Source organism: Primorskyibacter marinus (assembly GCF_003313245.1).
GTDB lineage: Bacteria > Pseudomonadota > Alphaproteobacteria > Rhodobacterales > Rhodobacteraceae > Primorskyibacter > Primorskyibacter marinus.
Window position 1 is genome coordinate 552,929 of sequence record NZ_QJSD01000001.1, and the last position, 11,639, is coordinate 564,567.

The window sequence follows — 11,639 nt, forward strand, 5'->3', positions numbered from 1 at the left end:
GGGCGCGTCGCATGGGTTTACCGGTTCATTATCAGCTTAGATACTGGGGTGCCGCCGCCACCGTGCTGGTGTTGCTGCTGTGGTTTCTGGGCGATGTCCTGCTGCCCTTTGTCCTGGGCGGCGCGATTGCCTATTTTCTTGACCCGGTCGCGGATCGTCTGGAACGCGCCGGATGCTCCAGACCTTTGGCCACGGGCATCATCACCGTGGTGGCCATTATCATCTTCGTATTGATGGCGCTGCTGGTGATCCCGACATTGGTGCAGCAGACGGTGCAGCTTTTTGAAGTGGCACCAAGGCTTTTCCAGGAACTCCAGAATTTTCTGACCGACCGGTTTCCGTCACTGATGGATCAGGACAGCGCCATACGCCAGTCCCTGTCCGGATTGGGAGAGACGATCCGCGACCGTGGCGGAGAGTTGTTGAACACGGTTCTGACCTCGGCCGCGTCGATCCTGAACATCGTGCTGTTGTTCGTGATCGTGCCGGTCGTGGCCGTCTATCTGCTGCTGGACTGGGACAACATGATCGCCCGCCTTGACGAGCTGTTGCCCCGCGACCACGCGTCGACAATCCGTCAATTGGCACGCGACATAGACAAGACGCTGGCCGGGTTCATTCGCGGGATGGGCACGGTCTGTCTGGTGCTGGGCGTCTATTACGCCGTCGCGCTGATGCTGGTGGGGTTGCAATTCGGGTTGGTCGTGGGCGTGGTGGCGGGCTTTCTGACCTTCATTCCCTATATCGGCGCGATTTTCGGCGGCGCACTGGCGATTGGCCTGGCGCTGTTCCAGTTCTGGGGTGAATGGGTCTGGATCGCCGCCGTGGCCGCGATTTTCTTTCTGGGTCAGTTCATCGAAGGCAACTTCCTGACACCAAAGCTGGTGGGCAATTCGGTGGGTCTGCATCCGGTCTGGCTGCTTATGGCGCTGTCGGTTTTCGGGGCGCTGTTCGGATTTGTCGGCATGCTGGTGGCCGTGCCGGTGGCCGCAGCACTTGGCGTTCTGGCACGTTTCGGCGTATCGCAATACAAGCACAGCATCCTGTATCGCGGCCAGTCCGACCGCGACGACGGATAAGCCATGTCGCAGCAACTCAGGATCACTCTGCCGGTTCGTCAGGCGCTGGGGCGCGGGGATTTCTACGTCGCAGAGGCCAATTCCGTCGCCGTCTCGCAGATCGAGTGCTGGCGCGACTGGCCGGGACGCAAGCTGGTGCTGGCGGGGCCTGAAGGCTCTGGCAAGACCCATCTGGCGCATGTCTGGGCCTCTGACAGCGGCGCGCGGATCGTGGACGCCGCAAGCCTGACCGTCGAGGATGTGCCCCACCTCGTCAGCGGGCCGCTTTGCATCGAGGATGTGCCGGCCGTCGCGGGCGATGATCGCGCCGAACGGGCTTTGCTGCATCTGCACAACCTTGCGCTGGCCGAGGGGCAAACCCTGCTTCTGACCGCTGACCGTCCGCCCTCGAACTGGGGTCTGGCGCTGCCGGATCTTGCCAGCCGGATGAACGGCACACCGATGGTGTCGCTTTCCGAACCCGATGATTTGCTGCTGGGGGCTGTGTTGCTGAAGATGTTTGCAGATCGTCAGATCGTGCCTGCGCCCGATGCGGTGACATACCTTGTGCGCCACATGCACCGGTCCTTCGCCATGGCGGGACAGATTGTCGATGCGCTGGACGAAGCCGCCCTTGCCCAGCCGAAAGGCATCAACCGCCCGCTCGCGATCAAAGTCCTTCAACAACTTGATACGTTAGGTGACTAAACCCCAGATCAGCTCAACGAACCCCAGAGAGATTGCGAATAAATGACCCATGCTGATTTCCTGAAGTGCCCCTTCCCGCCACCGCAAGAGCTTCCGGATTTGGATCTGACCGGTCCAGGGCGCTACTTCAATCGGGAACTCAGCTGGCTGGGGTTCAACTGGCGCGTCCTGGAGGAGGCGGAAAACCTGCGCACGCCGCTTCTGGAACGGCTAAGGTTTCTGTCGATCTCTGCCGCCAATCTGGATGAGTTCTACACCGTGCGCGTCGCGGGCCTGCGAGAGCTGGCGCAGACCGGCAATACCACGCCGGCGTCTGACGGTCTGACTCCGGCCCAGCAGCTTATCCTGATCGACGAGGACGCCCGCAAGCTGATGGCGCGTCAGCAAGAAGTGCTCAAGACCCTGCATGTCGAGTTGGAAGCCGAAGGCATTGTTGTGACGAGTCCCGAGGACCTGGACGCGCAGGACATGGAACATCTCGAAGAGGTGTTCCTGACGCAAGTGTTTCCGATCCTGTCGCCGCTGGCCATCGACCCTGCACATCCATTCCCGTTCATCGCCAACACCGGCTATTGTCTGGCGCTGCAATTGGAACGCACCCGCGACAAGCGTCCCCTTCAGGCGCTGCTGCCGGTTCCCCATCAGGTTGACCGGTTCATCACCCTGCCTGCGGATGCCGGCCGTCATCGGTTCCTGCTGCTCGAAGACCTCTTGCTGCTGTATGTCTATCAGTTGTTTCCGGGCTATCGCACAAAAGCGCATTTCGGCTTTCGGGTGTTGCGCGACAGCGATCTGGAAGTCGAGGAAGAAGCCGAAGACCTGGTCCGCGAATTCGAGGTGGCGCTGAAACGGCGGCGTCGCGGACAGGTGGTGCGCCTGACAATCAGCGCAGGTGCCGCGACAGCCCTGAAATCGGTGGTCATGCGTGAATTGCACGTCACCGACGGAGAGTTGATAGAGCTTGACGGCATGATCGGGCTTGCCGATCTCAAGGAACTGGTGCTGGATGCACGCCAGGACCTGCAATGGCCGAGCTTCAATCCCCGCGTGCCCGAACGTGTACAGGACCATGACGGCGACATGTTCGCGGCGATCCGCCAGAAGGACATGCTGCTGCATCATCCCTATGAAACCTTCGACATGGTGGTGCGCTTTCTGGCGCAGGCCGCGCGTGACCCGGATGTGCTGGCGATCAAGCAGACACTGTACCGGACGTCGCGCAACTCGCCCATCGTCGACGCGCTGTGCGAGGCCGCCGAAGACGGCAAATCCGTCACCGCATTGATCGAGCTGAAAGCGCGGTTCGACGAGGCCGCGAACATCCGTCAGGCAAGGCGGCTGGAACGCGCGGGCGCGCATGTGGTCTACGGATTCCTCGACTGGAAGACCCATGCCAAGATCTCGACCGTGGTGCGGCGCGAAAACAACAGGCTGGTGACCTATACGCATTACGGCACCGGCAATTACCACCCGATCACGGCCAAGATCTACACGGATCTCAGCTTCTTCACCTGCGACGCGGCACTGGGACGCGATGCGACCAGGGTGTTCAATTACCTATCGGGCTATGCTTATCCGGAGGCGCTGGAAAACCTGCATATCTCGCCCCATCAGTTGAAAAGCTTTCTGCTGGAGCAGATCGAGGCAGAGGCCGCCCATGCCGAGGCCGGACGCCCCGCCGACATCTGGGCCAAGGTCAATTCGCTGGTCGAACCCGAGGTGATCGACGCGCTTTATTCGGCCAGTCAGCGCGGCGTGAAGATCACGCTTGTGGTGCGCGGCATCTGCGGGCTGCGCCCCGGCGTCAAAGGCCTGTCAGAAAATATCCGCGTGAAATCCATCGTCGGGCGGTTTCTGGAGCATTCGCGCATTGTCTGCTTTGGCAACGGGCGGGGCCTGCCGTCGAAAAAGGCGCGTGTGTTCATGTCATCGGCCGACTGGATGGGGCGCAACCTCAACCGGCGGGTCGAGACGCTTGTGGAAATCAACAACCCCACCGTCAAGGCACAGATCGTCAGTCAGATCATGGCGGCCAACCTTGCCGATGTCGCACAAAGCTGGGTGATGGGACCGGATGGCAAATTCAACCGCGATCCCGTAGAGGCAGGCACGTTCGCCTTCAACTGCCACCGATTTTTCATGGAAAACCCCTCGCTCTCCGGGCGAGGCTCTGCCGGGGCGTCGGACGTTCCGCAACTTACCCATGCCGATGATTGACGCTGCATCCCATGCTGTCGCACCAATCCCTGCATCACTTACGAGGTTCGCATGACGAAACTGGCCGCCACCGCATTGCAAGCCGGAGGGCCGTTCGCCCGGCCATTGTTCGACGATCCGGAATCGCGCGATCTGTCGCGTGTCGGGGTTTTGGATATCGGGTCAAACTCTGTCCGTCTGGTGGTGTTTGACGGCGCAGCCCGCAGTCCCGCGTATTTCTACAACGAAAAGCTGATGTGCGCGCTTGGTGCAGGCATGTCCGAAACCGGGCGTCTGAACCCCGAAGGCCGCAAACGCGCGCTGGCGGCGATCATCCGGTTTCAAACGCTGGCGAACGGGCTGGGCATGGCACCGATCAGCGCCGTGGCAACCGCAGCCGTGCGCGAGGCTGCGGATGGCGCGGATTTCTGCGCCGAGGTCGAGGCCGAGACCGGCCTCAAGATCCACGTCATCGACGGCGAGGAAGAGGCGCGCCTGTCTGCGCAAGGGGTTCTGCTGGGCTGGCCCGGCTCTTACGGCCTTGTCTGCGACATTGGTGGATCGTCGATGGAACTGGCCGAGATCGCCCGTGGCCATGTCGGACGCCGGACCACCTCGCCGCTGGGGCCGCTGAAACTGCGTGACATTCCGGGCGGTGCCGAGGAACGCAAGGACTATATTCGCAAGACGATCAAGGCGGCGGCCAAGGTGATGGGGCCGCAGCATGACCGGCTGTTCCTTGTCGGCGGATCCTGGCGTGCCATCGCGCGGATCGACATGGACCGTTTGGGCTATCCTCTGCATGTACTGCACGAATACCGCATGGACGCCCAGTCCATCGCGGAAACCCTGACCTATATTGCGAAATCCGACCTGGACAAGCTGCGCAGCCGCTGTTCGATCTCCAGCGCCCGGATGTCGCTGGTACCCTATGCGGCCGAGGTGCTGGGCGAATTGATCGGCATCATTGACCCCAAGGATATTGCCATTTCCAGCTACGGGATCCGCGAAGGGTTGCTTTACGAACAAATGCCGCAGCGCCTGCGCGACCGTGACCCGTTGATCGAGGCATGCTATTTCGCCGAAGCCAAGGATGCCCGCCTGCCCGGTTTCGGCCGCCGTCTGTTTGCCTTCGTCGCGCCGCTTTTTCCCACCGCGAACGAGGCACAGATTCGCATCGTCAAGGCCGCATGCCTGCTGAACGATGTCAGTTGGCGCGCGCATCCCGATTATCGCGCCGAAACCTGCTTTGACAACGCCACCCGCGCCAATCTGGGTGGGCTGAAACATGCCGAACGGATCTTTCTGGGCCTCGCGCTGCTGCATCGCTACCGCAACAAGCGCGAAGGCACCCGGTTCGAGGATCTTTACGACCTGATCGAACCCGAACAGCGGCAGGAAGCCGAAGTGCTGGGCAAGGCCATGCGCTTCGGGTCGATGTTGTGGATGTCGGACTTTTCCGCCACCGGTGCTGAGATGGAACTCGATACGGATGCGGGCATTCTGACGCTGCGCCTGTCAGGCACGGCGCGGTTGCTGTTTGGCGAGGTTGCCGAGGCACGGTTCAAGTCGCTTGCCTCGTCGCTTGGCGTGGATCCGAAAGTGGTCAAAGCCGAAGCCTGATCCACGCGTCCCAAACCTGCCAAGCCCTCTGGCCTAAAGCTCAATCTCGCCGTCTTTCAGCGGACGGTCCATCGGGGCGGCATCCGGCTTTCTGCGGATCAGAATGTCCCCATTCGGCAGGATCTCGGGCGCGTCATAGACCGACCAATCCTCTATCTCGGTCATCAGGTCGCGCAACGCCGGGCCCATGTTGCGCGCGAAGTTCTTCATCGCGGGCGATACGTCCTGCGCCAGACCCTCCAGTTCTTTCAGGGTCGGACCCATTTCCTCCATGAGGCCACGCATGAACAGACGGGCCCCCCGCTCCATCAAACTCGGGGCTTCTTCGGTTTCGGGTGCGGTCTCTTGCGCCGTGGCAACAGCAGGCGTCATGCAAACCGACAGGATCAGGGCAAGCGGGATCAGTTTCATACCCACGAATATAGGCGCATTCGGCGCAAAGGTAAGGGTCTAGATCTCGATATCCAGCGACACCGGGAAATGGTCGGATGCTGTCAGCAATGCTTCGCGCAGCTCTGGCGTCTTGTAGCATCCCAGATCGTCGAACGGATGCCAGATGCGCCATTTGGGGCTGGCCGCGCGCAGATCTTCTGAGATCATGATATAATCCAGCAGCGCCTGAAGATAACGCCCCTCATGCGCCAGAAAAAACCGCGAGGTCGTTGGCTGCGACCCGATCCGCCGCGCCAGCGCCTGTTTGGCATGCGGATCGTATAGATGCGGCGCGTCAGCCCCCAGCAAGATCTCGACCGATGATCGCCCGAACAGGTTTTCATATTCATCAAGCCCCGGACCGTCGTTCAGGTCGCCCAGAAGGATCAGACTTTCACCAGCGGTCAGATGCGCCTTGATCCGGCGGTGCAGCCAGATTGCCTGCGCCAATTGCTTGCGACGATTGGCAATCGACACCCGCATGATCGCGTCCCGCCCCTTCGCCCCATGCGGTGCCTTTGATTTCAGATGTGCCCCGATCAGCCGCAGCACCTTGCCCGAGGCTGTTCTGGCCGCAATCTCCAATGGCGGTTTGGAAAACGCGACCCTGTCCTGGGTCGCGTCAATATCCAGATCAATGCGGAAATGGCCGTCAAAGCGCGGCACCTCACCGCCCACAGATCCGGCGGCGGGCTGGCCCATCGGATCATGGCGCGCCTCCAGCTTGTCGGGATCGTAAAGCAGCGCGATTTCCTGCTGCGTCTCATTGGCGAACCCGATAATGGCCCGCCGCGCCCGCAGCCCGAAAACCTTTGCAAAACGCTCCAGCGCCTTTGTTCCGTCACGGCGGGCATGGCTGTCCGGGGCCTCGATCACCATGATCGCGTCGGCATCCAGCGCGGTGAAAACAATCCCCAACGCTTCGGCCTGCTGCGCGCGGGTCACGTCATGGCGCGCGGACCAGTGGTCATCCACAAGCAACTGTCCGTCGTCGTCAAACAGCGCATTGAACCATTCGACGTTATAGGTGGCGATGCGCATTCAGGCCTCTTGCCGCTGGGTCGAGATTTCTTCCCAGGCGCGATTGATATCGACCAGTCGCCGTTCCGACAGGCGCACGGCCTCGGCCGGCAGGCCCCGCGCGATCATCTTGTCGGGGTGGCTTTCGCGTACCTGCTTGCGCCAGACCTTGCGGATCTGGGTCAGGTCCATTTCGGGAGTCACGCCCAGCACACTATAGGGATCGGGTTCGGCATCGGGCACAAAGCGGGCCCGCACGCTGCGGAACTCGGGCTGCGGCATCCTGAAAATCTCGGCCACCCGCGTCAGAAAATCATCCTCTTTGGGATGGTAGCGCCCATCCGCCACGGCAATATAGAACAGGCCCTCCATCAGGTGGAACAGCATGGTGCGGTCCTCGCGGAACATCCGCGCAATCCGGCTGGCATATTCCTCGAACCCCGCCACATCCTGCCGCGCCAGATTGAACACCCGCGCCGCCCCTTCCTCATCACCCGAAGCGATGTGAAAGACCTCCCGGAAGGCCCGGACCTCGGCGCGGGTCACTTGCCCGTCGGCCTTGGCCATCTTTGCAGACAGGGCGATCACGGCGATGGTGAAGGCGACCGACCGTTGCGGCGGCGTGCGCAGGTGTTCGAAAACGGCAGACAGACCCTCGCCCTTGGCAAGCGCCTGAATAGCCTGAGAGATGCGGGTCCAGATCGACATATTCGAAATGCTATACGCTGCAGCGCAGCTTGTCAGTGCGACATTCAGAGAATCTTCTGTATCGGCGGAAAATCCGTCCACCGTCAGAGCATTAACCCGGCCTCCGGCAAGCCGACGTCATGCACGACACCCACGCTGCATGAAAGCCGGTGGCATTGGCTTTGGCGCAGCAGCCCTCCGCCCAAGACGACTGCACAGCATCTTGGCGGGTGCCGATTTTCAGCGCCCGAGCTGCCCCAAAACCGCGTCGCAGGGTGCAGCACGATCATGCGAGGGTTCTGATCCCACCCGGCGTTTGAAACTCTGCAAGCAGCCCGGCCGTGCCGCGTTCAAACGCGATACGAGGGTCGTTCAAATCAAGCCTTTCGGCAAGCGCATCCGCCTCCGGATGCGACACAACCAGACGTTCAAGCGTGCAACCGCTGCCGGGCAGCGTGTCGCCCGGCGGCACCGGCACCTGCCATTCAAGCAGTGCCGGGAACACCCCGGCAAAGGGCAGTTGGCCGTCTTTGGGCACGGCCATCCGCCAACGCAGCTCACCCCGCGCCAGATTGACCACATCGCCCGCTTCTGGCCAGCGGGCAAGGGCCGCGTCCAGATCCGGCACCCGGCAGATCCAGTTGGTCAGCCGTGCCGGGCCATCGAACATGTCCAATCCAAACCACCTTGGGCGTCCCGGCGCGGCGGCATCCGGATCAATCGAGATCGCTTCGAGATACAGACCGTCCGCCAAGCCCAGCAGCCGGTTATGGGTGCCAAACGCCTCATGCCGACCTCCGGAAAGGCTGGGCACGCCCAATGAGACTTCCAGATGTGCCGCCGCATGCGCAAGCGTCGTGCCGCTCACCGCCAGATGATCCAAACTCAGCATATCCTATCCCCCTGCGATCTGCGTTCGTGATGCACGGGCTGTCACCACAGATGCGCGCGACCGAAGGGCGCGCGCCGGTCGGATCGCATCAGCGATCCGAACCATGTCACTCTGTCATGCCCCGCGCCGCCCGGATCAGTCGCAGAATGTCCTGTGCGGCCGCCGGTATGTTCGTGCCGGGGCCGAAAATCGCCTTGACGCCTGCATCCTTCAGGAACTTGTAATCCTGCTGCGGAATGACGCCGCCGCAAATCACCAGAATGTCGCCCGCGCCCGCATCCTTCAGCGCCTGCACCAGTTGCGGTGCAAGCGTCTTGTGCCCGGCTGCCTGACTGGAGATGCCGATCACATGCACGTCATTGTCGACAGCATCCTGCGCGGCCTCCTCCGGGGTCTGGAACAGCGGGCCAACATCGACGTCGAACCCGATATCGGCAAAGGCCGTGGCAATGACCTTGGCACCGCGGTCATGGCCGTCCTGGCCCATCTTGACCACCAGCATACGCGGGCGGCGCCCTTCATCCTCGGCAAATTTCTCGACCGATTTCTGAATCTCGGCAAAGCCTTCGTCGCCCTCGTAGGCAGCGCCATACACGCCCGCCAGCGTCTTTACTTCGGCACGGTGCCGACCGAAAACCTTTTCCATCGCCATGCTGATCTCTCCGACAGTTGCACGGGCGCGCGCCGCTTCGACCGCACCTTCCAGAAGATTGCCGCCCTCGCTGGCGCGGCGTTCCAATTCGTCCAGCGCCGCCGTGCAGGCGGCCTCGTCCCGCGTGGCGCGCATCTTTTCCAGCGCCGCCACCTGATTTTCGCGCACCTTGACGTTGTCCACGTCCAGAATGTCGATCGGATCTTCCGTGTCCTTGCGGTATTTGTTGACGCCGACAACCACCTCGTCACCCCGGTCGATCATTGCCTGACGGACGGCTGCACTTTCCTCGATCCGCAGCTTCGGCATGCCCGATGCCACGGCCTTGGTCATGCCACCCATTTCTTCGACCTCTTCGATCAGCTCCCATGCCTTTTCGGCAAGATCATGGGTCAGCTTCTCGACATAATAAGACCCGGCCAGCGGATCGACGACGCGTGTCACCTGCGTTTCCTCTTGCAGGATCAACTGCGTGTTGCGGGCAATCCGGGCACTGAATTCCGTTGGCAGGGCAATCGCCTCGTCCAGCGCATTGGTGTGCAGGCTTTGCGTGCCGCCCAGAACGGCGCTCATCGCCTCATAGGCGGTGCGGATGACGTTGTTATAGGGGTCTTGTTCCTGAAGGCTGACGCCACTGGTCTGGCAATGAGTCCGCAGCATCTTGGACCGTGGGTTTTGCGCGCCCAGTTCGGTCATGATCCGGTGCCACAACAGACGCGCCGCACGCAGCTTTGCCGCCTCCATGAAGAAATTCATGCCGATGGCGAAGAAGAACGACAGCCGCCCGGCGAACTTGTCCACATCCATGCCGCGCTCAATCGCCGCTTTCACATATTCGCGCCCGTCGGCCAGCGTGTAGGCCAGTTCCTGCACAAGGTTCGCGCCGGCCTCTTGCATGTGGTAGCCAGAGATCGAGATGGAGTTGAATTTCGGCATCTCGGCGCTGGTGTATTCGATGATATCCGCAATGATCCGCATCGAGGGTTCGGGCGGATACACATAGGTGTTGCGCACCATGAATTCCTTGAGGATGTCATTCTGGATCGTGCCGGACAGCAGCGCGCGGTCATGGCCCTGCTCTTCGCCGGTGACGATGAAATTCGCCAGAATCGGGATCACTGCGCCGTTCATCGTCATGGACACGGAAACTTGATCCAGCGGAATGCCGTCGAACAGGATCTTCATATCCTCGACCGAGTCGATGGCCACGCCAGCCTTGCCGACATCGCCCACGACGCGCGGATGATCGCTGTCATAGCCGCGATGGGTGGCCAGATCGAACGCGACCGACACCCCCTGTTGCCCCGCCGCCAGCGCCTTGCGGTAGAAACGGTTGGATTCTTCCGCCGTCGAGAACCCGGCATATTGCCGGATCGTCCAGGGGCGGCCCGCATACATCGTGGCCTTCACGCCGCGCGTAAAAGGCTGCTCGCCGGGCATCGTGCCCAGATGCGGCAGGCCTTCGACATCCTCGGCGGAATAGACCGGGGCCACGTCGATGCCTTCCAGCGTCTTCCACGTCAGATCGTCCAGCGGACGGCCGCGCAGCTCTTTCTCAGCGACCGAACGCCATTGCTCTTTCTTGGATGTCATGGGCTTGTCCTCTTGCAATATGTCTGCCGGGATCCGCTATGTGGATCTCTGGCGAAGCGATGGGCGGAAAGTTTTTCGCGGCTTCCATGGGTTGCGGCCTTCGCAATGGTGGCGCAAGGTCCTATATTCCTTAGTTACAGGAGTATGCATGACCCTTTCCCGACAGCTCTTTTCCGCGATTTTCGCGACCGCTCTGGCGATCAGCCCCGCCATCACCGCCGCCGCGGAAGAGGTGGCGCATGAGCTGTTGCTGAACCCGCCCGAAACCGAAGAATTGCCGCTGGTGCGCAGTGCCGAAGGCGTCGATCTGGCAGAGTATCTGTGGATCAAGCGGCCCATCATCGTCTTTGCCGACAGCCCGGCCGACCCCCGATATGTCCAGCAAATGCAATTCATCAACGACCGGATCGACGATCTGGCGCTGCGTGATGTCGTGGTGCTGACCGACACCGATGCGTCCAGTGCCAGCCCCGCGCGACAAAAGCTGCGGCCGCGCGGTTTCATGCTCGCAATTCTCGGCAAGGATGGCGACGTGAAGCTGCGCAAGCCGCTGCCATGGAGCGTGCGGGAAATCACCCGCTCGATCGACAAATTTCCGATGCGCCAGCAGGAAATCCGCGACCGGCACCCGGCCCGGCCGTGACCTATCGTCGGCAGACATATGGGTCTTGCGGCCTGTAGCGCCGTTGCCTGACGGTGCCGATCGACGTTTTCAGATGTTGATGGGCACCGAAACACACGCGACAAGACAGGCGTCGGCCAAGATGTCAGGCCATCA

10 protein-coding genes are annotated in these 11,639 nt (G+C 61.6%); 5 read left to right on the plus strand and 5 right to left on the minus strand.

Annotated elements, in window-relative coordinates; genetic code table 11:
- Positions 1 to 11: 11 nt before the first annotated feature.
- Genes DMZ65_RS02645 through DMZ65_RS02660 form a run of 4 tightly spaced genes read left to right on the plus strand, consistent with a single transcriptional unit; the run spans position 12 to position 5,585 of the window.
- Positions 12 to 1,079, plus strand: a complete 1,068-nt coding sequence (locus tag DMZ65_RS02645) for an AI-2E family transporter (RefSeq protein ID WP_116597320.1) — start codon at positions 12 to 14, stop codon at positions 1,077 to 1,079.
- A 3-nt stretch (positions 1,080 to 1,082) separates the two neighbouring features.
- Entirely contained in the window at positions 1,083 to 1,766 is a 684-nt protein-coding gene (locus DMZ65_RS02650; RefSeq protein WP_116597321.1) for a P-loop NTPase family protein, read from the plus strand.
- A 42-nt stretch (positions 1,767 to 1,808) separates the two neighbouring features.
- Positions 1,809 to 3,983: an RNA degradosome polyphosphate kinase gene (locus tag DMZ65_RS02655; RefSeq protein WP_116597322.1), complete on the plus strand. Its 2,175-nt coding sequence runs from the start codon at positions 1,809 to 1,811 to the stop codon at positions 3,981 to 3,983.
- 51 nt (positions 3,984 to 4,034) lie between these two features.
- Positions 4,035 to 5,585, plus strand: a complete 1,551-nt coding sequence (locus DMZ65_RS02660) for a Ppx/GppA family phosphatase (protein WP_116597323.1) — start codon at positions 4,035 to 4,037, stop codon at positions 5,583 to 5,585.
- Positions 5,586 to 5,618: 33 nt separating this feature from the next.
- On the opposite strand, the gene DMZ65_RS02665 is transcribed toward DMZ65_RS02660, so the two are convergent.
- The 5 genes from DMZ65_RS02665 to scpA all read right to left on the minus strand — a co-directional run bounded on the left by DMZ65_RS02665 (position 5,619) and on the right by scpA (position 10,861).
- Positions 5,619 to 5,996, minus strand: a complete 378-nt coding sequence (locus DMZ65_RS02665) for a hypothetical protein (protein ID WP_116597324.1) — start codon at positions 5,994 to 5,996, stop codon at positions 5,619 to 5,621.
- A gap of 39 nt (positions 5,997 to 6,035) precedes the next feature.
- Positions 6,036 to 7,058 (minus strand): endonuclease/exonuclease/phosphatase family protein, encoded by a 1,023-nt coding sequence (locus DMZ65_RS02670; protein WP_116597325.1) that lies wholly within the window; start codon positions 7,056 to 7,058, stop codon positions 6,036 to 6,038.
- Positions 7,059 to 7,745: a molecular chaperone DjiA gene (locus DMZ65_RS02675; protein ID WP_116597586.1), complete on the minus strand. Its 687-nt coding sequence runs from the start codon at positions 7,743 to 7,745 to the stop codon at positions 7,059 to 7,061. It abuts the gene before it with no gap.
- Positions 7,746 to 8,010: 265 nt separating this feature from the next.
- Positions 8,011 to 8,613 carry a VOC family protein gene (locus DMZ65_RS02680; RefSeq protein ID WP_116597587.1) on the minus strand — a complete coding sequence of 201 codons (603 nt, stop codon included), beginning with the start codon at positions 8,611 to 8,613 and terminating at the stop codon, positions 8,011 to 8,013.
- A gap of 109 nt (positions 8,614 to 8,722) precedes the next feature.
- The gene (gene scpA, locus DMZ65_RS02685; RefSeq protein ID WP_116597326.1) at positions 8,723 to 10,861 is read right to left on the minus strand and encodes a methylmalonyl-CoA mutase; all 2,139 of its coding nucleotides are present in this window, start codon (positions 10,859 to 10,861) and stop codon (positions 8,723 to 8,725) included.
- A 148-nt stretch (positions 10,862 to 11,009) separates the two neighbouring features.
- Between scpA and DMZ65_RS02690 the strand changes: the two genes are divergently transcribed.
- The gene (locus tag DMZ65_RS02690) at positions 11,010 to 11,504 is read left to right on the plus strand and encodes a DUF4174 domain-containing protein (protein ID WP_116597327.1); all 495 of its coding nucleotides are present in this window, start codon (positions 11,010 to 11,012) and stop codon (positions 11,502 to 11,504) included.
- Positions 11,505 to 11,639: the final 135 nt, after the last annotated feature.